Raw genomic sequence first — 24,764 nt, forward strand, 5'->3', positions numbered from 1 at the left:
CCTGTGGGAGCGGGCTTGCTCGCGAAGGCGGTCAGAAGGTCACATTGATGTTGAATGTGCCACCGTCTTCGCGAGCAAGTCGAATCGTCGCACCGCCGCTCCCACATTGGTTTTCGCCACCCCGCGAATTTGTATCCGCTCCAAACCGCCAATGGACTGCCCATGAATCTCCCTCGTCTCGCCCTGACGTTGTCCCTTTTGCCTGCCGGACAGCTTTTGGCCGACACCTTCGAACGCGAGCAAGCCCTGAAACTGCCCGATGTGCTGATCAGCGCCAACCGCCAGGTCGAAGCGCGCAACGACAGCAGCGCCGCCAACACCGTGTTCACCCGCGACGACATCGACCGCCTGCAACCGAGCAGCGTGACGGACCTGCTGAGCCGGGTGCCGGGCGTACAAGTCTCGCAAAGCGGTGGACGCGGCAGCCTGCCGGGGATTTACATTCGTGGAACCGGCTCGGCACAGAGCCTGGTATTGGTGGACGGCCAACGCATCGGCAACTCGACGTCCGGCGACAGTAATCTGCAGCACCTGAACATCCAGCAGATCGAGCGAGTGGAAGTGCTGCGTGGTTCGCGCTCGGTGATTTACGGCAGCGACGCGATTGGCGGAGTGATTCAGATCTTTACCCGTCGCGGCGCCGAGTCAGGGTTGCAACCGCGCTTGCACATGGGCTTTGGCAGCAACCAAACCTGGGAACGCAGCCTGGGCTTGTCCGGGGGTGACGCGCAAACCCGTTTCAATCTCGGCGCCAGCCTCGATGACACCGCCGGGATCAACCGCACTCACGAGTCGTATCCAAGCGATGACGACCACGATGCCTATCGCAACAAATCCGTCAGCCTGAGCCTGAGTCATGCCTTCAATGACGATATCGAAGCAGGCCTGAACATCCTCGATAACCGTGGCAAGAGCGAATTCGACAACCCGTTCGGTCGCTACGACATGAGCACCGGCAACAGCGTCCAGCAAAAGCCCTACAACGACTTCACCGTGAGCAGCGTCAGCAGTTATGTCGACGCCCGCATCAACGACGTGTGGAAGTCTCGCGTGGAGCTGGGCCACAGCGAAAACCGCGAAGAAACCTTCGACAAACTCAGCGACGATCACAGCGTCTTCAATACCTACCGCAACTCGCTGAATTGGCAGAACGACCTGACGCTGAACCAGCAGAACAGCTTGATTCTTGGCGGCGATTGGTACGAAGACCAGGTCAACAGCAGCACAGCGTTCGACGAAGACAGCCGCTGGAACCGCGCGGCGTTTGTCCAGCATCGCTTCCAGACTGAAAGCTTCTCCACCGAACTGGGTCTGCGTCGCGATCAAAACCAGCAGTTTGGCGGCCAAAACAGTTGGAGCGGCACCTTCACCCTGCCGCTGAACCCGGACAACGACGTGTTGCTGAGCTACAGCGAAGGCTTCCGCGCGCCGACGTTCAACGACCTCTACTACCCGGATTTCAGCAACCCGAACCTGAAACCCGAAACCTCGAAAAGCTACGAGGTGCAGTGGCGCAGTCAGTTGAGCGAAACCAGTCGCCTGGAAGCCTCTCTGTACCGAACCGACCTTGAAAACGCGATTATCTTTGGCAGCCATTCACGCCCGGAAAACATCGCATCGGCGCGGATCAATGGTTTCGAAGCAGCCCTTAAGCAGGAGGTGTTCGGCTGGCAGAGCAACCTCGGTGTTGCGATCATCGACCCGCGGGATCGTGACAGCGGCCACACGTTGGCGCGCCGTGCACGACGGACTTTGAGCCTGGATCTGGACCGTCAGTTCGATCGGCTTGGGCTCGGCGCCAGCTGGCAGACGGTGAGCAGCAGCTATGACGACAAGGACAACCGCCAGCCGCTGGGTGGTTATGCCCTGCTCGGGCTACGCAGCAGTTGGGCGCTGAATCACCAGGTCACGCTAGAGATGAAAGTCGATAACCTGCTGAACAAGGATTACAGCCGCGCGCTCTACGAGCATGAGGGTAGCCAGTATGGGTATCGCGAAGAAGGCCGGGCGTTGATGTTTGGGGTGACGTGGATGCCGGAGCTCTAGCCTGAGACTTGTGTCGCCTGGACTGGCCTCTTCGCGAGCAAGCCCGCTCCCACATTGGACCCATGTCGTACACAAAATGTATGTCTGAACTCGATTCAATGTGGGAGCGGGCTTGCTCGCGAAGCAGGCACCTCGGTCTCACCGGGTGGGCGCGATCAACCGGCACAACTTGGCCGTCGCCGCAATCATCTGCCCGCTCGGCCGCTCAAGGCCTTTATCCGTCACCAACAGCAATTGCCCTTGAGCCACCGCCGTCACCTGCGGCCAGGCTTTCCAGGCGTCGAGCTGCGCCTGGCTGCTGGCGAGGATCACCTGAGGATTGCGCGAAAGCACTGACTCCACGCTGACCTGCGGCGCTGGCAAGGTCATGTCGGCAAACACGTTGTGCGCACCGCACACCTCAAGCGCATCGCTGATGATCTGCCCGCCGCCCACGGTGTAGAGCGGCTGATCCCAGACCTGATAGAACACCCGAAGCGGTTCTTTTCGTTGATAGCGTTGGCGTAACTCGTCGAGCTGCTTGCGCAGATCAACCGCAAGCGTGCGCCCACGCTCGGGTCGGCCGAGCTGCTTGGCTATCGCTTCGATTTGGCGGGTCAGTTGTTTGAAGTTATGGGGTTCGGCGACATAGGTCGGGATCCCCAATCGACTCAATTGCTCACGCTGCGCCGGGCCGACGCTGCCGGGCCAGAGCAACAGCAAATCCGGTTTGAGACTGAGCAAGCGCTCCATATCCAACTGACCATAACGGCCAACGGAAGGGATGGATTTGAGTTGCGCAGGACGCTCGCCGGCATCGAGCACGCCCACCAGCAGGTCGGCGGAGCCCAGTTCAACGACGATTTCCGAGAGTGACGGCGCGAGGCTGATGACTCGTTCGACCGCTGCCGCCGAGCCACTGATGGCCAGCAGCAGAACCGCCAGCCAGCTGCGCATCAGCCGAGTTGACGCGGAATACGGTAAAGGTAGAACAGCACCGTAGTCGACAGCGCCAGCAGGACCAAAGGCACCGCTTCGAGGCCGACGAACACCGCCAGAGCGCCGATCCAGGCCGGCAAGGCCGCGACCAGGAATGCCATACGGCGTTTAGCCGCCAGGGCAACCCAGGCAGCGGGTTCTTCCGGAGTGTCGAGGGCTTTCTGGGTGGCGATCAAGGCATGTTTGTAGCCGCCGAAAAACCGCAAGCTGACAAACATCGAGGCCACGCCAGCAATGAAAAACGGCATCGCCAGCACGGGCAAAATCGCCTCGCTCTGGCCGAACACGCCGTTGATCACGAACAACGGCAGCAAGGCCAGCGCAAAGTATTGCCACCAGTTGACGGACAGTCGCCGCCGGACCTGGCCGCGAGTCACGCCCGATCTGCCTCGCCCTGATGCTCGTTGCCCATCATGTGGTCGAGCTTGCTGGCCTTGGTCGCCAGGTAGAGCTTGTTGTGCGGATTGTGACCGGTGTGCAGCGGCACGCGTTCGGCGACCACGATGCCCATGTCGGTCAAGGCTTTGACCTTGCGTGGGTTGTTGGTCATCAGGCGCAGGGATTTCACGCCCAGGTGCTCAAGCATCGGCAGGCACATGGCGTAGTCGCGCTGGTCGGCAGCAAAGCCCAGACGTTCGTTGGCTTCAACGGTGTCGGCGCCGCCGTCTTGCAGCTCATAGGCGCGGATCTTGTTCAGCAGGCCAATGCCACGGCCTTCCTGACGCAGGTAAAGCAACACGCCACGACCTTCGCGGGCGATCGCCTGCAACGCCGCCTCGAGTTGCGAACCGCAGTCGCAACGCTGGCTGAACAAGGCATCGCCGGTCAGGCATTCGGAGTGCAACCGGCCGAGTACCGGGGCACCGTCGGCAACATCACCCAGACTCAGTACGACGTGCTCGCGGCCAGTGGCCTCATCGAGAAAGCCATGCATGGTGAATTGCGCAAAAGGCGTGGGCAGCTTGGAAGCGGCGACAAAAACGACAGGCACCGGTGTGCTCCTGATCTGTATGTGCTGGAGATTCGCAGAGGCGGCATTGTAACAGCAGGTTCCTACAGACGCTTAGGCTGAATTATCGGCCATAACGATCAAAAAGTTTGATCACTGCGCTACGAGACCAAGCAAATACGCGGTCCCGTAGCAGCTGGCGCAGCCTGCGTTCGTGTGCGCAGCGCACGCAAATCCTGACGACTCGGTCAGCATGATGCACCGCAGAGCATGGTTTTGCGACGGCTTCGTCCGAACGCGGCCCGCACCGAACGCAGGCTGCGCCAGCTGCTACGGGGTGGCGCCAGAGGCTACCGTGTCAAAGGGATAAGGCTGTTTCCAGTGCTCGAAGATTGGTTTCAACTGGCCGCTTTTCACCAGCAACTCCATGCGTTTATCGTACAACGCCATCAAGGTACGGGCCTGTGGTGTATCGGCGAACCCCAGGAACAGCGGCAGTTCGGCCAAGTGCGTTCGCCGGTACTGGGACGGGTCCTCAGCCGCTGCGAGCACCGCATTGATTTCCGTCAGCGCGTCGATGTAGAAATCCGCCCGAGCTTGCTTGAGCATCGGCAGGATCCCGGTGCGGCGCTCGATCTGGTTATAGCGATGGATGTTCGGCAGGTAACGCTCGTAGCTGTAGCCACGGACCCAGACCAGTCGGTACCTGCCCAGGGACTTCAGCGTCGGAGCCGGGTCGCTCGCAAGGCCCAAGGCATAAATATGATCGGTATCGAAATTCCAGTGAGGGTACAACACCTGACCGACTTCATCGCGATAGACGCCAACCAGCGCATCTACCTCACGCCGCTGCACCAGCCCCACCGAACGGGTGTAAGGCACGGTGCGAAAATCCAGTTTCACCCCGGCCGGTTCGAACACTGCGCGCAAAATATCCCAGGCCAGGCCATGACCATCGGCGGCGGTGTAGTCTTCCCAGTCCTCGCTGGCCAGATGAATCACGGCAGGGGTCGCCGGGACATCCGCCGCACGGGCGAGCGAACAGAACACCGCAAAAACCAGAACCCACAACCAGCGACCCGCCATTCCCCAGCCCCTCAATCTGCCTATCAGGCGAAATACCGGACCAGCCCCTGCAGCGCCAACCAGGCAAACACGCCCGCCAGCACGTCATCGAGCATGATCCCGACGCCGCCATGCACATGCCGGTCGATCCAGCGAATCGGCCATGGCTTGAGAATGTCGAAGAAGCGGAATAACAGGAATCCCGCCAACAACCAGTACCAACCCGACGGTACCAACCACAGGGTAATCCACATCCCGACCATTTCGTCCCAGACGATGCCTTCGTGGTCGTGTACCCGCAAATCGTCGGCAACCTTGCCGCACAGCCAGAAGCCGAACAGCAGGGTGATGCCGAGCATCAGCCAGTAACCCCAGTCGGGCAACATCTGCCATAACGGGATAAAGGGTAGCGCAACCAACGAACCCCAGGTGCCCGGCGCTTTGGGCAAGGTGCCCGAGCCGAAGCCGAAGGCCAGGAAATGCCAGGGATTACGCCAGACCGATGGCGGCACGTGTTCTGCCGGGACCTGTTTGGGATGATCTGTCACGGTGTCTCCCGAAAATGTTGATAACCCCGGGTTTGCGGGGTGATGTCCTGCCCGTTCGCGTCCAGCAGCGTTACGCCCTGCCCGGCCACGACCTGGCCGATAACGTGGATAGGCCAACCGTCGGCGAGCAATGCCGGCAATTGCGCGGGCGGCAAAGTGAAGGCCAGCACGTAGTCGTCGCCGCCACTTATGGCCGCCATGCGGGCCGCATTCTCACCGAGAAAGCTCACCAGTGCCGTGGACATTGGCAGTTTTTCGCTTTCGATCAGCAAGCCGACAGCTGAAGCCTTGGCGATATGCCCGCAATCGGCGAGCAAACCGTCAGAGATATCCAGTGCCGAGGTGGCCTTGCCACGCAACGCCATTCCCAGATCAAGCTGCGGCTGTGGTGACCAATAATGCGCCAACAACGGCCCGGCAACATCGGCTGCCACGACTCGCTCACCCAGCACCAACGACAGCGCACCGGCCGCGTTGCCCAGTTCGCCGCCCACACACACCAGGTCACCGGGTTGCGCACCGCTACGGGTCAGCGCAAGGCCCGCCGGGACGCTACCAAACACGGTCATGGTCAGGCTCAGCGGGCCGCGTGTGGTGTCGCCACCTACCAGCTGTACACCGCAGTTTTGCGCCATGGCGTTCAAACCACGGGCGAAGGCATCCAGCCAATCGGCGGTTACCGTCGGCAAGGTCAGGGCAAGGGTAAAGGCAATCGGGGTGGCGCCCATGGCAGCCAGGTCGCTGACCGCTACAGCCAGTGAACGCTGACCGAGCAGAAACGGGTCGCAAGGGTCTGCGAAATGCACACCGGCCACGAGCGTGTCGGTGGAAATCGCCAGCTGCTCCCCTGCGGGAACAGCGAGCAAGGCGCAGTCGTCGCCGATCCCCAGCGCAACGCCTTCGCCGCCCTGCGCACAAGGCGCGGCGGCGAAATAGTTGCGGATCAGCTCAAACTCGCCCATGGCAGCAGGTGCAAGCGCGAATCAGCGCTTGAACGCCTTCACTTCAGCTTCACGCAGACGCGGGGCCAGCTTGTCGAGTACACCGTTGACGAACTTGTGACCGTCGGTGGAACCGTAGACTTTCGCCAGTTCGATCCCTTCGTTGATCACCACGCGGTACGGTACATCGACGCGCTTGAGCAGTTCCCAGGTCGACAGGCGCAGAACCGCCAGTTCAACCGGATCGAGCTCATCAATGGTGATGTCCAGGCACGGAGCGAGCGCAGAGTCGATCTCGGTCTTGTGCGCCGGCACACCGTGCAGGATGTCGTGGAAGTAGGCGGCATCGACATCGCTGAAATCGTTATCGACCCGGAACTGCGCTTCGATCTCGTTCAGCGAAGTTTTGGCCATGTGCCATTGGTACAGAGCCTGAGTCGCGAGCTGACGGGCTTCACGACGCTTGACGCTCTTGGATGGCTTGCCAGCGTCCACAGGTTTCGGATCGCGCGGGTTGAAACGATCGCTTTCGTCGCTAATCACTTGGCCTCCAACTGCGCCAGCAGGCTGACCATTTCCAGAGCGGACAAGGCAGCTTCAGCACCTTTGTTGCCGGCCTTGGTGCCGGAACGTTCGATGGCTTGCTCGATCGAGTCGACGGTCAGGACGCCGAAAGCGACCGGTACGCCGAATTCCATGGACACCTGGGCCAGGCCCTTGGTGCACTCGCCAGCTACGTATTCGAAGTGCGGAGTACCGCCACGAATGACCGCGCCCAGCGCGATGATTGCCGCGAACTCGCCCTTCTGAGCGACTTTCTGCGCAACCAGCGGGATTTCGAAGGCGCCAGGGGCACGGATGAGGGTGATGTCGCTTTCGCTCACGCCATGGCGAACCAGGGCATCAACAGCACCGCTTACCAGGCTTTCGACAACGAAGCTGTTGAAACGGCCAACAACCAAAGCGTAGCGGCCTTTGGGGGCGATGAAGGTACCTTCGATGGTCTTCAGGGTCATTCGACAAATCTCTTAAAGAGCCGGGACGCGTTCAGTACGCGTCCCTCAGTGATATTTGAACCGCAAACAAAGGGGTGAAAAACACCGGCCTTTATTTGGAGGGCACGTATTCTACAACTTCCAGATCGAAACCGGATATCGCATTAAATTTCATTGGCGCACTCATCAGGCGCATTTTGCGTACGCCCAGGTCACGCAAGATCTGCGAACCGGCACCGACAATGCTGTAGGTGGTCGGTTTTTTCGGCTGCGCGTGGTCGGCGGTTTCGCGGATATGCGCCAGCAACACGTCGCCATCGAGCGGGTGACCGAGCAACAGCACCACGCCACTGCCGGCCTCGGCAACCGCGGCCATGGCGGCGCGCAGGCTCCAGCGGCCTGGCTGCTTGACCATCAACAGGTCGCGCAGCGGGTCCATGTTGTGCACGCGAACCAGGGTTGGCTCTTCGGCGCAAATGGTGCCCAGGGTCAGTGCCATGTGCACGTCGCCTTCCACGGAATCACGATAGGTCACCAGATTGAACTGGCCCAGTTCGCTGTCCAGCGGCTGCTCGGCAATCCGCTGAACGGTACGTTCGTGGATCATCCGGTAGTGAATCAGGTCGGCGATGGTGCCGATCTTGATGTTGTGTTCAGCGGCGAAGGTTTCCAGCTCGGCGCGACGAGACATGGTGCCGTCGTCGTTCATCACTTCGCAGATCACCCCACTCGGCTCGAAACCGGCCATCCGCGCCAGGTCGCACGCGGCTTCAGTGTGGCCGGCACGGGCCAGGGTGCCGCCGGCCTGGGCCATCAGCGGGAAGATGTGGCCGGGGCTGACGATGTCTTCGGCCTTGGCGTCTTTGGCGGCGGCGGCTTGCACGGTGCGCGCACGGTCAGCCGCGGAGATGCCGGTGGTGACACCAGTAGCCGCTTCGATGGACACAGTGAACTTGGTGCCAAAACCGGAACCGTTGCGCGGCGCCATCAATGGCAGCTTGAGCAGCTCGCAGCGCTCGCGACTCATCGGCATGCAGATCAGGCCACGGGCGTGCTTGGCCATGAAGTTGATGTGTTCAGGCTGGCAGCACTCGGCGGCCATGATCAGGTCGCCTTCGTTCTCGCGGTCTTCGTCATCCATGAGGATGACCATCTTGCCTTGGCGGATGTCTTCAACCAGTTCTTCGATGCTATTGAGCGCCACGCGGCACCCCCCTTCTTTCAAAAATTGAGTTTCAGGAATTGAGGTAGCCGTTGGCGGCCAGAAAGCTTTCGGTAATGTTGCCCTTCGAGGATTCTGCGGCTTTATCACCCAGCAACAGACGCTCCAGGTAACGGGCCAGCAAGTCCACCTCGAGGTTCACCCGGCGACCTGGCTGGTAAGAGGCCATGATGGTTTCGCTCAGGGTGTGCGGAATGATCGTCAGCAAGAACTCGGCGCCATCGACCGCATTCACCGTCAGGCTGGTACCGTCGACGGTGATCGAGCCTTTATGGGCAATGTACTTGGCCAGCTCTTTCGGTGCACGGATGCGGAATTCCACAGCGCGAGCATTCTCGGTACGGGCAACCACTTCGCCGACACCGTCGACATGACCGCTGACCAGGTGTCCACCAAGGCGGGTGGTCGGGGTCAGGGCTTTTTCCAGATTGACCGGGCTACCGCTTTTCAGGTCATTCATGGCGGTGCAGTCGAGGGTTTCGCGACTGACATCCGCCGCAAAGCCATTACCCGGCAGTTCAACCGCCGTCAGGCACACGCCGTTGACCGCGATGCTGTCGCCGAGTTTGACATCGCTCAGGTCGAGCTTGCCGGTTTCGACGTGAACCCGCACATCACCACCCTTGGGGGTCAATGCACGGATGCTGCCGATGGATTCGATGATGCCGGTAAACATGGAGTCCTCCTCGAGAACAGGGCCAGCGCTGTAGCGATGGCCGAGAATTATACGCTCGCTGCTGGCACAGGAATGGCGGTGACTCGCCAATCATCGCCAACCGCGCGAATTTCAGTGATTTTCAGCTGTGGCGCATCACTCATTTGCGCGAGTGGCCAGTCCAGCAACGGTCGCGCCGTGGAGCCCAGGAACTTGCCAGCGATAAATATCTGGTATTCGTCCACCAGCCCTTGCTGAGCAAACGCCCCGGCCAGACGCGGACCGGCTTCCACCAGCACTTCGTTGACGCCACGGGCTGCGAGTTCGACCAGCAGTTTGCGCAGGTCGACCTGACCATCGTCGCCGGGCACGATCAAACATTCGGGACCGTTGGCGTATTGCTCTTCCACCGCGACACAGGTGGCGACCAACGCCGGGCCGGCCTTGAAGAACGGTGCGTCGAGCGGCACGCGCAGGCGGCCGTCGATCAGCACGCGAAGCGGCGGACGGCTCATGACGAGCGCAGTTTGTTCGGCATCCAGACCCAACTCATCGGCGCGCACGGTCAAGCGCGCGTCATCGGCCAACACGGTGTCGGCACCGGTCAACACGACGCTGGCCTGAGCCCGCAGACGCTGTACGGCCGAGCGGGCGGCAGGACCGGTGATCCATTGGCTTTCGCCGCTGGCCATGGCCGTACGGCCGTCGAGGCTCATCGCCAACTTGACCCGCACAAACGGCAAACCGTGCTCCATACGTTTGAGAAAACCTTCATTGAGCTTGCGCGCCTCGCCTTCGAGTACGCCGCTGCAGGTCTCGATGCCGGCCTGCTCCAGACGTCGCAGACCGCGACCGGCGACTTCCGGGTTCGGGTCCTGCATCGCCGCAACGACTCGCGCCAGACCGGCATTCACCAGCGCATCGGCGCACGGCGGTGTGCGGCCGTGATGGCTGCACGGCTCGAGCGTCACGTAGGCGGTGGCGCCCCTGGCGCTTTCACCGGCGGCGCGCAGGGCGTGGACTTCGGCATGCGGTTCGCCGGTGCGCACGTGCCAGCCTTCGCCGACAATCTGCCCGTCACGCACAATCACGCAACCCACCCGAGGGTTGGGATGGGTGGTGTAGTGACCTTTGCGCGCCAGTTCCAGCGCACGCGCCATGTAATGGGCGTCGAGAATCGCTTGTTCTGAAGAAATCGTCATGGTTTGACCGGCTCACGGGCCAGGCGATCGATCTCTTCGCGGAACTCGTTGAGGTCCTGGAAGCGGCGATACACCGAAGCGAAACGAATGTAGGCGACTTCATCGAGCTTTTGCAGCTCGGCCATCACCAGTTCACCAACCACGAGGGATTTGACCTCGCGCTCGCCAGTCGCCCGCAGCTTGTGTTTGATGTGCACCAACGCCGCTTCCAGGCGCTCGACGCTCACCGGGCGCTTTTCCAGGGCACGCTGCATGCCGGCGCGAAGTTTTTCTTCGTCGAACGGCTGACGGCTGCCGTCGGTTTTGATCAGGCGCGGCAACACCAGTTCGGCGGTTTCGAACGTGGTGAAACGTTCGCCGCAGGCCAGGCATTCGCGCCGGCGGCGCACCTGTTCGCCCTCGGCGACCAGACGCGAGTCGATGACCTTGGTGTCGTTGGCACCGCAGAAGGGACAGTGCATGGTGGCAGGCAACAAAAAAAGGGAGGGCCATGGTAGCGCATCCCACTGGCAAGACAAGCCATAGGGTTTACGGTATATAGACCGGCTACACTGCGTGATCAATGGATTTCACTTTGCTGGAGCCGCAAATGCCGCTACGACCGCTTGTTTTACTCAGTCTCGTCGGCCTGTTGGTCGCGTGTAGCAGTCATGCGCCAAAACCGGCGGCACCAACCCCAGGCCCTGCGCCCGAGATGGCTCAGAAGAAAGCCCAGGCCTCGGCCGACCTCGGACCGCTGCCCGCGTTTCAACGGGAATTGAGCGGTACCTTGCAGGGCGTACCGGCCGGCGCCGAGGTTGAATTGGCGCTGCTGGTAATCGACGAGCGCTCCCGGCCACAGCAATTGCTCGCCAGCGCCAATCTGATCGGCAACAACAAGATTCTGCCGTTCCGTCTGCGGTTCAATCCGGACTCCTTCCCGGTGGGCGCACGTGTCGAACTGCGGGGTCGCGCCAGCCAGTCCGGGCAGTTGATCCTGCACCTGCCGTCGCAACGTATCTTTGAGCCGAAGACCCAGGCCCTGGGCCAGTTGCAGTTCGTCAAAGCGCCATGAATGCACCGCTCGACCTGCAACAGGCGTTAGGTGAACTGCTCGGCGATGCACAGCTTGTCCCGTGTCCGCTGCCTGAGACCGCGCTGAAACTCTGGCTGATCGACGGCGACAACATGGACCGCGCCTTCAGCCCGGAAGAAACCCGGCGCATCCTGCACGAGCCGCCGTACTGGAGCTTTTGCTGGGCCAGCGGCCTGGCGATGGCCCGCTACCTGGCGGAGCATCCGCAATGGGTTACCGGCAAGCGCGTGCTGGATTTCGGCGCCGGATCCGGTGTGGCGGGGATTGCGGCAGTCAAGGCCGGAGCGCTGGAAGTCGTGGCCTGCGACCTTGATCCACTGGCGATTGCGGCCTGCCGGGCAAATGCCGAACTCAATGACGTCGAGCTCAGCTACTCAACGGATTTTTTCGCCGAGGCCGATCGCTTTGATCTGATTCTGGTGGCCGATGTGTTGTACGACCGGGCCAACCTGCCGTTGCTCGATGAGTTTCTCAGCCGTGGCCGCGAAGCGCTGGTAGCGGATTCGCGGGTTCGGGATTTCCGTCATCCGTTGTATCAGCGACTGGAGATGCTTGAGGCGATGACACTGCCGGACCTGGCCGAACCGGAAGAGTTTCGGCATGTGAGCCTGTACCACGCGCGGCGATAGCCAAAAGCATCGCGAGCAAGCTCGCTCCCACAGTGGTTTTGTGTTGGCTACAAATGTTGCGGTAAGCCTTGATCTCCTGTGGGAGCGAGCTTGCTCGCGATGGCGCCCTCTCAGACAACATCGCTCTCCAATGACCGCCCCGCTTCCGGCCGCCCCCCACCAAGCCTTATAGTTGCCCCATTCACGTTTCTTCGAGATACCCAATGAGTCAAGACACGCCGTATATCTTCGACGCCACTACTGCCGATTTCGAACAGTCGGTGATCGAGAACTCGTTCCACAAGCCGGTACTGGTGGATTTCTGGGCTGAATGGTGCGCGCCGTGCAAGGCGCTGATGCCGATGCTGCAAACCATCGCCGAGAGCTATCAGGGCGAACTGCTGCTGGCCAAGGTCAACTGCGACGCCGAGCCGGACATCGTTTCGCGTTTCGGCATTCGCAGCCTGCCGACCGTGGTGCTGTTCAAGGACGGTCAGCCGGTGGACGGCTTTGCCGGTGCACAGCCTGAATCCGCCGTCCGCGCGATGCTTGAGCCGCATGTGCAGATGCCACCCCCGGCCGCTGCCGACCCGCTCGAACAGGCTCAGGCGCTGTTCGACGAAGGTCGTTTCGCTGACGCCGAGGCCACGCTGAAAGTGCTGCTGGGTGAGGACAACACCAACGCTCGTGCGCTGATCCTCTATGCCCGCTGCCTGACCGAACGCGGCGAACTGGGTGAGGCCCAGATCGTGCTCGATGCGGTGAAAAGCGATGAACACAAAGCCGCACTGGCAGGTGCCAAGGCGCAGATCAAGTTTCTCGGTCAGGCCGCTGATCTGCCGGATGTCGCCGACCTGAAATCCCGTCTGGCGCAAAACCCGCAGGACGATGAAGCGGTCTATCAACTGGCGATCCAGCAACTGGCCCGCCAGCAGTACGAGCCGGCGCTGGACTCCCTGCTCAAGCTGTTCATCCGTAATCGCAGTTACAGCGAAGGGTTGCCGCACAAGACCCTGCTGCAAGTGTTCGAACTGCTGGGCAACGATCACCCGCTGGTGACCGTTTATCGCCGCAAGTTGTTTGCAGCGTTGTATTGACCCGTAGGAGCTGCCGAAGGCTGCGATCTTTTAGGGTGGCCGAAGATCAAAAGATCGCAGCCTTCGGCAGCTCCTACGCTGGCTCGCGCCAGCTGTAGAGCGGCGTATCCCCGCCGCTCACGACCTTGACCTCTGCGCTATGGCGCAAGCGCACCAGCAAGCGTTTGCCGGCGACGGTGTTGCCGGTCAAACCCTCCAGCCGCTCCAGCAAATCCGGCCCTGTCAGTTGCCCCGACTGGCGCAGCAGATCCTTGGCCAGCTGCCACAGCATTTCATCCTGATTCACCGGTTTGACCACCGGATCGGCCACCGGATCGGCCACCGCCGCACTGTGCTCTGATTTGCTTACCTGCAACTGCGCGCCGAGCCGCGCCCAATCCCCATCGTCCAGTTCAAGGGTCAAATCCACCGGCCAGTCGCCGATGCTTCCACGAATGCGCAACATTGGGGTTTCCTCAGGTTTATGACGAACATGCTCCCACGCGTCTTGCGCAACGCCAAGCAGACAGTCAAACTCTCGCCACTCTTGTTATAAGATTACATAACAAACTTTTCATATTCCTCCCCGGAGACTCTCCATGCGCCGTCTGCTTCTCGCTTTGCCGTTTGCCCTGTTGCCGCTGGCCATCGCTCAGGCCGCTGAAGTTCACGACCATGAGCATGGGAGTCTGGGTGCCCACGAACACGGTGTCGGACGTTTGAACGCGGCGCTCGATGGTCAGACGCTGGAGTTGGAGCTGGAAAGCCCGGCGATGAACCTGGTGGGCTTCGAGCACGTCGCCAGCAGCGATGCAGACAAGGCCAAAGTTGCCGCCGCCCGTGCGCAGCTGGAGAAACCGCTGGTGCTGTTCAGCCTGCCAAAAGCGGCCAACTGCGTAGTCAGCCAGCAAGAACTGAACAGCCCGCTGTTTGGTGACAAACCGGACGCCGATGATCATGACGACGATGACGACCATGCCACCGACGGGAAAGGCGCCGCCGCCGAAGAGCATCATCACGATCACAGTGAAATCCACGCGCACTACCAATTCACCTGCGCCGCCCCTGGCGCGTTGAAAACCCTGGATTTGTCGCAGGTGTTCACAACCTTCCCCGCCACTCAGAAAATTCAGGTACAACTCATCAGCCCAAGCGGCCAGCAAGGGGTTGAAGTGACCTCGAAGGCTGCAGCGCTGAAATTCTGATCCACCGCAAATCCCGTAGGAGCTGCCGAAGGCTGCGATCTTTCGCCTTTAAAAGATCGCAGCCTTCGGCAGCTCCTACGGGTCATCAATACCTATGAAACTGGCCACATGACCCAAGCACTCATCGAACTGTCAGACCTGGGCTTCAACTGGCCCGGTCATCCGCCATTACTGGATATTCCGGCGTTTCGCCTGGAGCCCGGTGAAACGCTGTTTCTGAAAGGTCCCAGCGGCAGTGGCAAGACCACCCTGCTCGGTCTGCTCGGTGGCGTGCAGAAACCCAATCGCGGGAGTATTCGCCTGCTCGGCCAGGAGCTGACCGAGCTGTCGGCCGGTGCCCGCGATCACTTTCGGGTCGACCACACGGGCTACATTTTCCAGCAGTTCAACCTGCTGCCGTTTCTCTCGGTGCGCGAAAACGTCGAGCTGCCGTGTCACTTTTCCAAACTGCGCGCCAGCCGCGCGATCCAGCGCCACGGCAGTGTCGATCAGGCCGCCGCGACCCTGCTCGCGCACCTGGGGCTCACGGATGAAAACATGCTGGGCCGCCGCGCCGACTCGCTGTCCATCGGCCAACAGCAACGGGTCGCCGCCGCCCGCGCACTGATCGGTCAGCCAGAGTTGGTGATCGCCGACGAACCGACCTCGGCGCTCGACTACGATGCCCGTGAGGCGTTTATCCGTTTGCTGTTCGCCGAGTGCCGCGAAGCCGGTTCCAGCCTGCTGTTCGTCAGTCACGACCAGAGCCTGGCGCCGCTGTTCGATCGTCACCTGTCGCTGGCCGAACTCAATCGCGCCGCCACGCCGCTCGAGGTCTGAAATGTATTTGTTTCGTCTAGCCATGGCCAGCCTGGCTAACCGCCGCTTTACCGCGATCCTCACCGCGTTCGCCATCGCCCTGTCGGTCTGCCTGTTGCTGGCGGTGGAGCGCGTGCGCACCGAAGCCAAGGCCAGTTTCGCCAGCACCATCAGCGGTACCGACCTGATCGTCGGTGCTCGCTCCGGTTCGGTGAACCTGCTGCTGTACTCGGTGTTTCGCATCGGCAACGCCACCAACAACATCCGTTGGGACAGCTTCGAGCACTTCGCCAACAACCCGAAAGTGAAATGGGCAATCCCGATTTCCCTCGGTGACTCCCATCGCGGTTATCGAGTGATGGGCACCACCGACGCCTACTTCCAGCATTACCAGTATGGTCATCAGCAAAGCCTGCAACTGGCCAGTGGTCGGGCGTTTGCCACGGATCCGTTCGAAGTGGTGCTCGGCGCTGAAGTGGCCGATGCGCTGCATTACAAACTTGGCGACAAGCTGGTGCTGGCTCACGGCGTAGCGGTGATCAGCCTGGTCAAGCACGACGACAAACCATTCACCGTGGTCGGTATCCTGAAACGCACCGGCACCCCGGTCGACCGCACGTTACACATTAGCCTCGGCGGCATGGAAGCGATCCACATCGACTGGCACAACGGTGTGCCGGCTCAGGGCAACGCCCGGATCAGCGCCGATCAGGCGCGCAACATGGACCTCACGCCGCAAGCCATCACCGCGTTCATGCTCGGTCTCAACAACAAGATTTCGACCTTCGCCGTGCAACGCGAGATCAATGAATTCCGTGGCGAGCCGATGCTGGCGATCCTGCCGGGCGTGGCCTTGCAGGAACTCTGGAGTCTGATGGGCACCGCTGAAAAAGCCTTGTTCGTGGTGTCGCTGTTCGTCGTGCTGACGGGATTGATCGGCATGCTCACGGCGATTCTCACCAGTCTCAACGAACGCCGCCGCGAGATGGCGATCCTGCGTTCGGTCGGTGCCCGGCCGTGGCACATCGCAACGCTGCTGGTGCTGGAAGCCTTTGCATTGGCGCTTTCCGGGGTGGTTGCGGGCGTGGCGCTGCTGTATGTCTGCATCGCCACCGCCCAGGGTTACGTGCAGTCGACCTACGGCTTGTACCTGCCGCTGGCCTGGCCAAGCGAGTATGAATGGACGCTGCTCGGTGGCATCCTGATCGCCGCGTTGCTGATGGGCAGCGTGCCGGCCTGGCGCGCCTATCGCCAATCGTTGGCCGATGGTCTGTCGATCCGTTTATGAGGACATCCAAAATGCTCCGCGCTCTGCCTGCGCTGTTGATGCTGGTCGCCCTGCCCCTGTGGGCGGCCGCGCCGAAAGACCTGACCTGGGCGGAAATGATCCCGCCGGACGCTCCGGCAGAAGTGCCAAACATGAAACCGCTGCACGACCTGTCGCAGATGAGCAGCGCGCTGTCCGCCGAGTCTGCTCCGGCGGCCAAGCAAGACATGCCCAATGCGCCGGTGGTGAAGAGCCTCGACGGCAAGAATATTCGCCTGCCGGGTTACATCGTGCCGCTGGAAGTCAGCGAGGAAGGTCGCACCACCGACTTTCTGCTGGTGCCGTATTTCGGCGCGTGCATCCACGTGCCACCACCGCCGTCGAACCAGATCGTCCACGTCAAAAGCGCGGTTGGGGTGAAGCTCGACGAGCTGTATCAGCCGTACTGGATTGAAGGTGCGCTGCAGGTCAAGGCGTCGACCAGCGAATTGGCGGATGCCGGTTACCAGATGGACGCGGACAAGATTTATGTGTATGAGCTGCCGGAGTGAAACCGGTAGTTATTCGTTGCCCATGATGACGCCATCGCGGGCAAGCCTTGCTCCTACGGATAGCGCAAACCTGTAGGAGCAAGGCTTGCCCGCGATCGACCGCGAAGCGGTCGTAAAAGGTTCCCCGCCCCCCCCATCACACTTTCATTGAGCTGAGTCAAAAGCGCCATTCCTGACGCTTCGTACCATTGGACATAGAGAATTTGAATCGTCCTTTGGAGCCCCCATGCACAAGTCATTGCTTAGCGCTTCCCTCATTGCATTCGCGCTTGCAGCCCCGTTCGCCCAGGCCCATGAAGCCGGTGACATCATTGTTCGGGCCGGTGCAATCACCGTAAACCCGAAAGCCAGCAGCTCCAGCGTCAAGGTCGATCAAGGCCCACTGGCCGGCACCAACCTGGGTGGCAAGGCCACCATGAACAGCGACACTCAGCTAGGCCTGAACTTCGCGTACATGCTCACCAACAATATCGGCATCGAGCTGCTCGCCGCCTCGCCGTTCGAGCATGACGTGAACCTCAAAGGCACCTCTCTGGGCGCGGCCAACGGTAAGCTCGGCACCCTCAAACACCTGCCGCCAACTCTGAGCGTGGTTTACTACCCGCTCAACAACAAGTCTGCATTCCAGCCGTATGTGGGCGCCGGTATCAACTACACCTGGATCTACGACGAAAAGCTCAGTAACGAAGCGCAAGCCAACGGCTTCAGCAACTTCAAGACGAAAAACTCCTGGGGTATGGCGTTCCAGGTCGGTGCCGACTACATGATCACCGACAACATCATGCTCAACGCCCAGATGCGCTACATCGACATCAACACCCGTGCAACCGTGGAAAACGACGCCGTGGCGCCGGGCACTCGGGCCAGGGTCAACGTGGATGTGGACCCGTTCGTGTACATGGTGGGTCTGGGTTACAAGTTCTAAACCCACGGCACAAAAAAGGCGCCTCGAAAGGCGCCTTTTTCATGGCTGCGAAAAACTCAACGGCCCAACAGCCGCGCCAACCCGACGCTCATCGGCGTCTGCTCGGGGAAGGTGAAGCGCTGCAACAGACGCTGGTTGTTCGCCCGTGAATGGCGGATGTCACCGGAGCGTGCCGGGGCGTAGGTGATCGGTGGCAACTCACCCACTACTTCACCCAAAGCCTGGAGCATTTGCTTGAGGGTCGTCGCCTGATTCCAGCCGACATTGACCGCGCCCACTTCAAGCGTCGGCACTTCGATAGCCTGCACCAGCAGGTCCACGAGGTCTTCGACATAGACGAAATCGCGGGTCTGTTCGCCGTCACCGAATACGGTGATCGGCAGGCCTTTTTGCGCACGCTCGCTGAAAATGCTGATCACCCCGGAGTACGGTGATGACGGATCCTGGCGTGGGCCGAAGATGTTGAAGAAACGGAAAATCGCCGGTTCAAGCCCGTGCTGACGACGGTAGAAATCGAGGTAGAACTCGCCTGCCAACTTGTCTGAGGCGTACGGCGTGAGCGGTGCCTTGGTGGTCTCTTCGTCGATCGACTCGCCTTCACCGTTATTGCCGTAGACCGCAGCGCTTGAAGCGAACAGCACACGCTTGACCCCAGCCTGACGCATCGCTTCGCAGACGTTCAAGGTGCCGATGAAATTGCTCTGGTGCGTGCGCACCGGATCGTCTACCGATGCCTGGACCGAGGCCACGGCGGCCAAATGCGCCACGGCGCTGCAACCGATCATCACCTGCGCCACCCGCTTGGCATCGGCAACGTCGCCTTCGATCAATTCGATCTGTGGATTGTCCAGCGGCAAGTTGCTGCGCTTACCGGTGGACAGGTCGTCAAGGATGCGTACCGAATGGCCTTTGGCGAGCAAGGCGTCAGCAAGGTGCGAACCAATGAAACCGGCACCGCCGGTGATCAAAACAGGGCCATCAGCCATGACGATAAAACCTATCCAGTAAGCCCGGGAGCGCGGCGCGCCAAGCACGTGGCTTGATCCCGAAAGTGTGCAGAATTTTTTTGCAGGCCAGTACCGCGTGTTGCGGTTCTTCGGCGGCATCCGGGCGTGCGGCGTGGGCCTGCGCGGTCGGAGCTTCGATGGCCAGCGGATGCAAATTGCGGGCTTCGGTGAGGATCGCCTGCCCCAGCGCCAGCGGCGTGGTCGCCTCATGCCCGGCGTAGTGGTAAGTGCCCCACAGTGGCGCTGCGCAATCGAGTTGCTTGAGCACCGAAATGATCACCCGCGCGGCATCATCCACCGGTGTCGGGTTGCCACGCCGGTCGTCGGCCATCAGCAGTTCTTCAGGCAGTTCGGCCCGCGCGAGGAAACGCCCGAGGGTGCCGTCGACGCTGTCATCGAGCAACCAGCCAAACCGCAGCATCACGTGTTGCGGGCAAGTGGCGCGCACGCTTTGCTCGATACGCCACAAGGCCTGGCCACGCAGACCCAGCGGCACAGGTTCGTCTTTTTCGCTGTAGGCCGTCGCCCGCGAGCCATCGAACACCCGATAGCTGGAAGGCTGCACCAGGACAATGTTGTGATGCTGGCACAGTTCGGCCAGCCGCTCGACCGCCCGCTCCTGTGCGGCCAGACGCGCCTCGGCCACGCTCTCCGCCTGAAACCAGTCGAAGTAATAGGCAAGATTGATCAGCGCGTCGGGGCGCGTGTCGTCGAGCAGTTGCGTCAGGCTCGCGGCGTCCCAGCCGTCTTGCGGTGGACGGGGGGCGAGGAAACCGATGTCTTCCTCCGCACCGAGGCGAATCAGCGCCTGCCCAAGGGCATTTCCGCCACCCAGTAACATAAGGCGCATTCGCATAGAGTCAGCAGGCCCAGTCTGTTTGGAACGATGATGTTATCGACAGAGCCCGCGGGCTTTGCCGTTGAGAATTGCCAGAATCGTTGCATTTTGCGGGTTTAAAGCGCAACCGTCACCCGTAAAGTGTAGATACCTTGGACACAGGGTGCTGCTACTGGCCCCATCGCGAGCAAGCTCGCTCCCACATGGGTTCTGCGGTGGGCCTGGATTTTGTGATCTACACACATCCCCTGTGGGAGCGGGCTTGCTCGCGAAGGCGCACTAAGGACCACGGGAGATCTTGAGCGGTACTTGCATCTTCACCGCCCCAGCCGCATAAATTACCGCATGAATCTCCCCGAATCCGCGGACAGCGTCCTGAACGGCTTTCACCCTGCCGTCAGCGCCTGGTTCAACAGCACCTTCCCGGCGGTCACCGCCGCTCAAGCCGGCGCGTGGCCGTTGATTCGCCAGCGCCGCTCGACACTGGTCGCCGCGCCTACCGGCTCTGGCAAAACCCTCACGGCGTTTCTCGCGGTGATCGATGATCTGGTCCATCAAGGCATGGCCCAAGGTGGCGAGTTACCCGACGAAACCCTGGTGGTTTACGTCTCGCCCCTCAAAGCGCTGTCCAACGACATTCAAATCAACCTGCAAACCCCGCTGGCCGGCATCACCGAGCAACTGCAGCGCCTGGGCTTTCCCGAATTACAGATCAACACCGCCGTACGCACTGGCGATACACCGCAAAAGGACCGTTCGGCGATGCGCAAAAGCGCGCCGCACATTCTGGTCACCACCCCGGAATCGCTCTACGTGCTGCTCGGCTCCGACTCTGGCCGGCGCATGCTCGCCAGCACGCGCACGGTGATCGTCGACGAAATCCACGCCATCGCCGGCAGCAAACGCGGTAGCCATCTGGCTCTGAGCCTGGAGCGTTTGCAGGCGCTGACCTTAAGTAAGGCGGGCAGCGGGCCGCTGATGCGCATCGGCCTGTCCGCCACGCAAAAACCCATCGACGCGGTTTCGCGCTTTCTGGTGGGCAGCGACCGCCCGTGCGAGATCGTCGATATCGGCCACGCCCGTCCACGGGACCTGGGTATCGAAGTGCCGCCGGTGCCGTTGTCGGCGGTGATGGCCAACGATGTCTGGGAGCTGGTTTACGACCGTATCGCCACACTGGCGCGCGAGCACCGGACCACGTTGATTTTCGTCAACACCCGGCGTCTGGCCGAACGTTTGAGCCGCCATCTCAGCGAGCGTTTGGGCAAAGACGCGGTCGCCGCCCACCATGGCAGCCTGGCCAAGGAGTTTCGCCTCGATGCCGAGCAGCGGCTCAAGCGCGGTGAACTGCAAGTGCTGATCGCCACCGCGTCGCTGGAGCTGGGCATCGACATCGGCGATGTCGATCTGGTCTGCCAGATCGCTTCGCCGCGTTCGATTGCCGGGTTTCTGCAACGGGTCGGACGCTCCGGGCACCAGGTCGGCGGCACACCCAAGGGCCGTCTGTTCGCCACCACCCGCGACGACCTGATCGAATGCGCTGCCCTGCTCGACTGCGTGCGCCGGGGCGAACTCGACACCTTGCTGATCCCCACCGCACCGCTGGACGTATTGGCGCAGCAGATCATCGCCGAGGTCAGTTGCCAGGAATGGCAGGAGCAGGCGCTGCTCGAAACACTACGTCGCGCATCGCCCTATGCCGAACTCGACGACGCGCACTATCAAGCACTGCTACAGATGCTCGCCGAAGGCTATAACGGCCGTCAGGGAATCCGCAGCGCCTACCTGCACCGCGACGCGGTCACTCGCACCTTGCGCGGCCGTCGCGGCGCCAAGCTGACGGCGGTGACCAGTGGCGGGACGATTCCGGACAACGCCGATTACAGCGTGCTGCTGGAGCCCCAAGGGCTGAACATCGGCAGCGTCAACGAAGACTTCGCGGTGGAAAGCATCGCTGGCGATGTCTTTCAGCTAGGCAACACGTCGTACCGGATCCTGCGGGTCGAAACCGGCAAGATCCGCGTCGAGGACGCTCAAGGCCAACCGCCGACCATCCCCTTCTGGCTCGGCGAAGCACCGGGGCGCAGTGCCGAACTGTCGTTCGCCGTGGCGCGCCTGCACGCGCACCTCGATGAGCTGCTGAGCGCCACGCCCGGCGATGTACAGCCGAGCATCGACTGGTTGACCGAGACCCTCGGTCTGAACCTCGCCAGCGCCGAACAACTGGTGGACTACCTCGCCCGCGCCCGCCTGACCCTCGGCGCCCTGCCGTCTCAGGACACGCTGCTGATGGAGCGATTTTTCGACGAAACCGGCGGCACTCAGTTGATCATCCACACACCGTTCGGCAGTCGCATCAACCGCGCCTGGGGACTGGCCTTGCGTAAGCGCTTCTGCCGGACCTTCAACTTCGAATTGCAGGCCGCCGCCAGCGAAGACGCTATCGTGTTGTCGCTGTCCACCAGCCACAGTTTCGAGCTGGACGAGGTCTGGCGTTATTTGCACAGCAACAGCGCCGAACAGATCCTGATTCAAGCCGTACTCGACGCGCCGCTATTTGGCGTGCGCTGGCGCTGGAACGCCGGTGTCGCACTGGCGCTGCCGCGCTACAGTGGTGGACGCAAAGTACCCCCGCAGATCCAGCGGATGAAAAGCGAGGACCTGATCGCCAGCGTGTTTCCCGACCAGATTGCCTGCCTGGAAAACCTCGCCGGCGAGCGCGAAATTCCCGATCACCCGTTGGTCGAGCAAACCCTCGACGATTGTCTGCACGAAGCCATGGACTGCGATGGCTGGCTGGCGCTGTTGCGGCGTATGGAGCGCGGCGAAGTGCGTTTGATCAGCCGCGACCTGCCGGCGCCCTCGCCACTGGCGGCGGAAATTCTCAGCGCCCGGCCTTACACCTTTCTCGACGATGCGCCATTGGAAGAACGCCGCACGCAAGCGGTGCTCAACCGGCGCTGGAGCGACCCGCAATCGACCGATGACCTTGGCGCACTGGATGCCGAGGCCATTCAATCGGTGCGCGAAGAAGCCTGGCCGCTGCCGACCAGCGTCGATGAAATGCATGAAGCGCTGATGAGCCTGACCGCCATCAGCGACGCCGAAGCACAGGCCCATCCGCAGTGGTCGCACTGGCTGCAAACCCTGACCGACGGTGGTCGCGCCAGCCGTTTGCAGATCAACGCGGATCAAGCGTTATGGCTGGCGCTGGAACGCCTGACCTGCCTGCAAGCGATCTATCCACAGGCCGCGTTGCAGCCGCCGTTGCAGGCCTTGCCGGGTTTCGATGAAGCCTGGGACGTCGATGAGGCGCTGGTCGAACTGATCCGCGCGCGTCTCAGTGCATTTGGTCCGTTGCCGATTCAGGCGATTGCCGAACCGCTGGGGCTTTCGACGGCTCAAGTCACTCAAGCCCTCGCGCAACTGGAGCGCGAAGGTTACGTGTTGCGCGGGCGTTTCAGCCCTGCGGCCACGCAAGAAGAATGGTGCGAACGGCACTTGCTGGCGCGCATTCATCGCTACACGGTCAAACGCCTGCGGCGGGAGATCGAGCCGGTGGCGTTGCAGGACTTCATGCGTTTTCTGTTTGACTGGCAGCATCTGTCGCCGGCAACGCAAGGCCAGGGCAGCGCGGTGTTGCCGGCAATTGTCAGTCAGTTCGAAGGCTACCCGGCGGCCGCGTCTGCCTGGGACAGCGATATTCTGCCGGCGCGGCTCAAGGGCTATTCATCGACGTGGCTGGATGAGCTGTGCCGCAGCGGCAAACTGGTCTGGACCCGGCTTACCGCCCGCAACAAAGCCGCTGGCGTGGCACTGCGCAGCACACCGATTGTGTTGCTGCCACGGGCGCAGGTGGCGCTCTGGAGCAGCCTGACCGAGCAGCCGGACGTCAGCGAACTGTCACCCAAAACCCGGAAAGTCCATCAAGCGCTGAGCCAACACGGCGCGCTGTTTTTCGATGAGCTGCTGCACGAAGCCCATCTGCTGCGCAGTGAACTGGAGATCGCCTTGCAGGAACTGGTCGGCGCCGGACTGGTCAATGCCGACAGCTTCGCCGGCCTGCGCGCGCTGATAACACCAGCGAGCAAACGCCAAGCGCGCAGCAGCCGGCGTGGACGCGGAGCGTTTGTCGGCGGGATGGACGATGCCGGGCGTTGGGCCTTATTGCGCCGTCAGTCGACGCCGCCGGTTGTGGATAACCGTGGCACCCCGAGCGACACCCTGGAACACATCGCCCTGACCTTGCTCAGGCGTTACGGCGTGGTGTTCTGGCGTTTGCTGGAACGCGAAGCCGACTGGCTGCCGAGCTGGCGCGAATTGCTGCGCACTTTTCATCGACTGGAGGCCCGCGGAGAGATTCGCGGCGGACGCTTTGTCAGCGGTCTGGCGGGCGAGCAATTCGCTTTGCCGGAGGCGATCCCGTTACTGCGCGAAGTACGCCGCCGCCCGCATGACGGCAGCCTGATCGGCGTCTGCGGCGTCGACCCGCTGAACCTCGCCGGCACTCTGTTGCCGGGGAACAAAGTCCCCGCGCTCGCCAACAACCGACTGGTGTACCGCGATGGCCTGCCGGCCGCCGCCGAGATCGCCGGCACGCAGCACTACTGGCTGGAACTGGATCAGGCCGCGGCGACCGAAGTTCGCAGAAAGCTGATACAACACTGACCTACAGACCGATTGTTCCCACGCTTAGTGAACTGAACACCAGCGCAGCCTTCGGGCTGCGTTTTTGTGTGCTTCACGTAGCAGCTGCCGAGCCAGCGAGGCTGCGTTCGGCTGCACAGCAGTCGTAAACACTAAGTGCACGATT

At 61.6% G+C, this 24,764-nt stretch carries 25 protein-coding genes; 10 read left to right on the forward strand and 15 right to left on the reverse strand.

Annotated elements, in window-relative coordinates:
- Positions 1-162: 162 nt before the first annotated feature.
- Positions 163-2,046 carry a TonB-dependent receptor domain-containing protein gene (locus ACIPIN_RS14435; RefSeq protein ID WP_401119714.1) on the forward strand — a complete coding sequence of 628 codons (1,884 nt, stop codon included), beginning with the start codon at positions 163-165 and terminating at the stop codon, positions 2,044-2,046.
- A 138-nt stretch (positions 2,047-2,184) separates the two neighbouring features.
- Here the strand turns inward: ACIPIN_RS14435 and ACIPIN_RS14440 are convergent, their stop codons facing one another.
- The 12 genes from ACIPIN_RS14440 to nrdR form a co-directional block, all read right to left on the reverse strand.
- The gene (locus ACIPIN_RS14440) at positions 2,185-2,982 is read right to left on the reverse strand and encodes a cobalamin-binding protein (protein ID WP_401119716.1); all 798 of its coding nucleotides are present in this window, start codon (positions 2,980-2,982) and stop codon (positions 2,185-2,187) included.
- A complete protein-coding gene (locus tag ACIPIN_RS14445; RefSeq protein ID WP_401119717.1) occupies positions 2,982-3,401 on the reverse strand; it encodes an MFS transporter in 420 nt (139 codons plus the stop codon). The genes ACIPIN_RS14440 and ACIPIN_RS14445 overlap by 1 nt, the downstream gene beginning before the upstream one ends.
- On the reverse strand, positions 3,398-4,015 hold the full coding sequence (ribA, locus tag ACIPIN_RS14450; protein WP_019693842.1) for a GTP cyclohydrolase II: 618 nt from the start codon (positions 4,013-4,015) through the stop codon (positions 3,398-3,400). Before ribA ends, ACIPIN_RS14445 begins: the two co-directional genes overlap by 4 nt.
- 288 nt (positions 4,016-4,303) lie before the next feature.
- Entirely contained in the window at positions 4,304-5,059 is a 756-nt protein-coding gene (locus ACIPIN_RS14455; RefSeq protein WP_401119719.1) for a substrate-binding periplasmic protein, read from the reverse strand.
- 23 nt (positions 5,060-5,082) lie between these two features.
- A complete protein-coding gene (locus ACIPIN_RS14460; protein ID WP_401119720.1) occupies positions 5,083-5,586 on the reverse strand; it encodes a phosphatidylglycerophosphatase A in 504 nt (167 codons plus the stop codon).
- Positions 5,583-6,548 (reverse strand): thiamine-phosphate kinase, encoded by a 966-nt coding sequence (gene thiL / locus ACIPIN_RS14465; protein ID WP_401119722.1) that lies wholly within the window; start codon positions 6,546-6,548, stop codon positions 5,583-5,585. Before thiL ends, ACIPIN_RS14460 begins: the two co-directional genes overlap by 4 nt.
- Positions 6,549-6,569: 21 nt before the next feature.
- A complete protein-coding gene (nusB, locus tag ACIPIN_RS14470) occupies positions 6,570-7,070 on the reverse strand; it encodes a transcription antitermination factor NusB (protein WP_401119723.1) in 501 nt (166 codons plus the stop codon).
- Positions 7,067-7,543, reverse strand: coding sequence for a 6,7-dimethyl-8-ribityllumazine synthase (ribE, locus tag ACIPIN_RS14475; protein ID WP_077045597.1), 477 nt, complete (start codon positions 7,541-7,543; stop codon positions 7,067-7,069). The genes nusB and ribE overlap by 4 nt, the downstream gene beginning before the upstream one ends.
- 91 nt (positions 7,544-7,634) lie before the next feature.
- Positions 7,635-8,726 carry a bifunctional 3,4-dihydroxy-2-butanone-4-phosphate synthase/GTP cyclohydrolase II gene (ribBA, locus tag ACIPIN_RS14480; protein WP_401119724.1) on the reverse strand — a complete coding sequence of 364 codons (1,092 nt, stop codon included), beginning with the start codon at positions 8,724-8,726 and terminating at the stop codon, positions 7,635-7,637.
- A 31-nt stretch (positions 8,727-8,757) separates the two neighbouring features.
- Positions 8,758-9,420 (reverse strand): riboflavin synthase, encoded by a 663-nt coding sequence (locus tag ACIPIN_RS14485; protein ID WP_401119726.1) that lies wholly within the window; start codon positions 9,418-9,420, stop codon positions 8,758-8,760.
- Between the two features lie 47 nt (positions 9,421-9,467).
- Positions 9,468-10,601 (reverse strand): bifunctional diaminohydroxyphosphoribosylaminopyrimidine deaminase/5-amino-6-(5-phosphoribosylamino)uracil reductase RibD, encoded by a 1,134-nt coding sequence (gene ribD / locus ACIPIN_RS14490; protein WP_401119727.1) that lies wholly within the window; start codon positions 10,599-10,601, stop codon positions 9,468-9,470.
- Entirely contained in the window at positions 10,598-11,062 is a 465-nt protein-coding gene (gene nrdR, locus ACIPIN_RS14495; protein WP_025215726.1) for a transcriptional regulator NrdR, read from the reverse strand. The genes ribD and nrdR overlap by 4 nt, the downstream gene beginning before the upstream one ends.
- A gap of 128 nt (positions 11,063-11,190) precedes the next feature.
- Here nrdR and ACIPIN_RS14500 point away from each other — a divergent pair, with 128 nt between their 5' ends.
- The 3 genes from ACIPIN_RS14500 to trxA all read left to right on the forward strand — a co-directional run bounded on the left by ACIPIN_RS14500 (position 11,191) and on the right by trxA (position 13,381).
- Entirely contained in the window at positions 11,191-11,655 is a 465-nt protein-coding gene (locus tag ACIPIN_RS14500; RefSeq protein WP_401119729.1) for a hypothetical protein, read from the forward strand.
- Positions 11,652-12,305: a class I SAM-dependent methyltransferase gene (locus ACIPIN_RS14505; RefSeq protein WP_401119730.1), complete on the forward strand. Its 654-nt coding sequence runs from the start codon at positions 11,652-11,654 to the stop codon at positions 12,303-12,305. Before ACIPIN_RS14500 ends, ACIPIN_RS14505 begins: the two co-directional genes overlap by 4 nt.
- Before the next feature lie 203 nt (positions 12,306-12,508).
- Positions 12,509-13,381 carry a thioredoxin gene (trxA, locus tag ACIPIN_RS14510; RefSeq protein ID WP_401119732.1) on the forward strand — a complete coding sequence of 291 codons (873 nt, stop codon included), beginning with the start codon at positions 12,509-12,511 and terminating at the stop codon, positions 13,379-13,381.
- A 73-nt stretch (positions 13,382-13,454) separates the two neighbouring features.
- Here trxA and ACIPIN_RS14515 read toward each other — a convergent pair whose 3' ends face one another.
- The gene (locus tag ACIPIN_RS14515; protein ID WP_401119733.1) at positions 13,455-13,826 is read right to left on the reverse strand and encodes a hypothetical protein; all 372 of its coding nucleotides are present in this window, start codon (positions 13,824-13,826) and stop codon (positions 13,455-13,457) included.
- 133 nt (positions 13,827-13,959) lie between these two features.
- Between ACIPIN_RS14515 and ACIPIN_RS14520 the strand changes: the two genes are divergently transcribed.
- The 5 genes from ACIPIN_RS14520 to ACIPIN_RS14540 all read left to right on the forward strand — a co-directional run bounded on the left by ACIPIN_RS14520 (position 13,960) and on the right by ACIPIN_RS14540 (position 18,106).
- Positions 13,960-14,565 carry a DUF2796 domain-containing protein gene (locus ACIPIN_RS14520; RefSeq protein WP_401119735.1) on the forward strand — a complete coding sequence of 202 codons (606 nt, stop codon included), beginning with the start codon at positions 13,960-13,962 and terminating at the stop codon, positions 14,563-14,565.
- A gap of 108 nt (positions 14,566-14,673) precedes the next feature.
- Complete coding sequence (locus ACIPIN_RS14525; RefSeq protein WP_401119736.1) at positions 14,674-15,384, forward strand: ABC transporter ATP-binding protein; 711 nt, start codon at positions 14,674-14,676, stop codon at positions 15,382-15,384.
- 1 nt (position 15,385) lies between these two features.
- Positions 15,386-16,651 (forward strand): ABC transporter permease, encoded by a 1,266-nt coding sequence (locus tag ACIPIN_RS14530; RefSeq protein ID WP_401119738.1) that lies wholly within the window; start codon positions 15,386-15,388, stop codon positions 16,649-16,651.
- 11 nt (positions 16,652-16,662) lie between these two features.
- Positions 16,663-17,181, forward strand: a complete 519-nt coding sequence (locus ACIPIN_RS14535) for a DUF3299 domain-containing protein (RefSeq protein ID WP_401119739.1) — start codon at positions 16,663-16,665, stop codon at positions 17,179-17,181.
- Positions 17,182-17,407: 226 nt separating this feature from the next.
- On the forward strand, positions 17,408-18,106 hold the full coding sequence (locus tag ACIPIN_RS14540) for an OmpW family protein (RefSeq protein ID WP_401119741.1): 699 nt from the start codon (positions 17,408-17,410) through the stop codon (positions 18,104-18,106).
- Positions 18,107-18,162: 56 nt separating this feature from the next.
- On the opposite strand, the gene ACIPIN_RS14545 is transcribed toward ACIPIN_RS14540, so the two are convergent.
- Both ACIPIN_RS14545 and ACIPIN_RS14550 read right to left on the reverse strand, forming a co-directional pair.
- Positions 18,163-19,092 carry an NAD-dependent epimerase/dehydratase family protein gene (locus ACIPIN_RS14545; protein ID WP_401119743.1) on the reverse strand — a complete coding sequence of 310 codons (930 nt, stop codon included), beginning with the start codon at positions 19,090-19,092 and terminating at the stop codon, positions 18,163-18,165.
- A complete protein-coding gene (locus ACIPIN_RS14550) occupies positions 19,085-19,969 on the reverse strand; it encodes a sugar nucleotide-binding protein (RefSeq protein WP_401119744.1) in 885 nt (294 codons plus the stop codon). Before ACIPIN_RS14550 ends, ACIPIN_RS14545 begins: the two co-directional genes overlap by 8 nt.
- A 327-nt stretch (positions 19,970-20,296) precedes the next feature.
- Between ACIPIN_RS14550 and ACIPIN_RS14555 the strand changes: the two genes are divergently transcribed.
- The gene (locus tag ACIPIN_RS14555) at positions 20,297-24,619 is read left to right on the forward strand and encodes a DEAD/DEAH box helicase (RefSeq protein WP_401119745.1); all 4,323 of its coding nucleotides are present in this window, start codon (positions 20,297-20,299) and stop codon (positions 24,617-24,619) included.
- Positions 24,620-24,764: the final 145 nt, after the last annotated feature.

The organism is Pseudomonas sp. NPDC087697 (genome assembly GCF_044743155.1).
Lineage (GTDB): Bacteria > Pseudomonadota > Gammaproteobacteria > Pseudomonadales > Pseudomonadaceae > Aquipseudomonas.

Excerpts from the sequence above, each read along its gene's own strand:
- ACIPIN_RS14435 (WP_401119714.1), top strand. The coding sequence starts at position 163 with ATGAATCTCCCTCGTCTCGCCCTGACGTTGTCCCTTTTGCCTGCCGGA.
- ACIPIN_RS14525 (WP_401119736.1), top strand. The coding sequence starts at position 14,674 with ATGACCCAAGCACTCATCGAACTGTCAGACCTGGGCTTCAACTGGCCC.
- ribD (WP_401119727.1), bottom strand. The coding sequence starts at position 10,601 with ATGACGATTTCTTCAGAACAAGCGATTCTCGACGCCCATTACATGGCG.
- ACIPIN_RS14515 (WP_401119733.1), bottom strand. The coding sequence starts at position 13,826 with ATGTTGCGCATTCGTGGAAGCATCGGCGACTGGCCGGTGGATTTGACC.
- ACIPIN_RS14505 (WP_401119730.1), top strand. The coding sequence starts at position 11,652 with ATGAATGCACCGCTCGACCTGCAACAGGCGTTAGGTGAACTGCTCGGC.
- ACIPIN_RS14540 (WP_401119741.1), top strand. The coding sequence starts at position 17,408 with ATGCACAAGTCATTGCTTAGCGCTTCCCTCATTGCATTCGCGCTTGCA.
- nrdR (WP_025215726.1), bottom strand. The coding sequence starts at position 11,062 with ATGCACTGTCCCTTCTGCGGTGCCAACGACACCAAGGTCATCGACTCG.
- ACIPIN_RS14555 (WP_401119745.1), top strand. The coding sequence starts at position 20,297 with ATGAATCTCCCCGAATCCGCGGACAGCGTCCTGAACGGCTTTCACCCT.
- ACIPIN_RS14485 (WP_401119726.1), bottom strand. The coding sequence starts at position 9,420 with ATGTTTACCGGCATCATCGAATCCATCGGCAGCATCCGTGCATTGACC.
- ACIPIN_RS14440 (WP_401119716.1), bottom strand. The coding sequence starts at position 2,982 with ATGCGCAGCTGGCTGGCGGTTCTGCTGCTGGCCATCAGTGGCTCGGCG.
- ACIPIN_RS14530 (WP_401119738.1), top strand. The coding sequence starts at position 15,386 with ATGTATTTGTTTCGTCTAGCCATGGCCAGCCTGGCTAACCGCCGCTTT.
- trxA (WP_401119732.1), top strand. The coding sequence starts at position 12,509 with ATGAGTCAAGACACGCCGTATATCTTCGACGCCACTACTGCCGATTTC.
- ACIPIN_RS14455 (WP_401119719.1), bottom strand. The coding sequence starts at position 5,059 with ATGGCGGGTCGCTGGTTGTGGGTTCTGGTTTTTGCGGTGTTCTGTTCG.
- ACIPIN_RS14550 (WP_401119744.1), bottom strand. The coding sequence starts at position 19,969 with ATGCGAATGCGCCTTATGTTACTGGGTGGCGGAAATGCCCTTGGGCAG.
- ACIPIN_RS14520 (WP_401119735.1), top strand. The coding sequence starts at position 13,960 with ATGCGCCGTCTGCTTCTCGCTTTGCCGTTTGCCCTGTTGCCGCTGGCC.
- ribE (WP_077045597.1), bottom strand. The coding sequence starts at position 7,543 with ATGACCCTGAAGACCATCGAAGGTACCTTCATCGCCCCCAAAGGCCGC.
- thiL (WP_401119722.1), bottom strand. The coding sequence starts at position 6,548 with ATGGGCGAGTTTGAGCTGATCCGCAACTATTTCGCCGCCGCGCCTTGT.
- ACIPIN_RS14500 (WP_401119729.1), top strand. The coding sequence starts at position 11,191 with ATGCCGCTACGACCGCTTGTTTTACTCAGTCTCGTCGGCCTGTTGGTC.
- ACIPIN_RS14545 (WP_401119743.1), bottom strand. The coding sequence starts at position 19,092 with ATGGCTGATGGCCCTGTTTTGATCACCGGCGGTGCCGGTTTCATTGGT.
- ACIPIN_RS14535 (WP_401119739.1), top strand. The coding sequence starts at position 16,663 with ATGCTCCGCGCTCTGCCTGCGCTGTTGATGCTGGTCGCCCTGCCCCTG.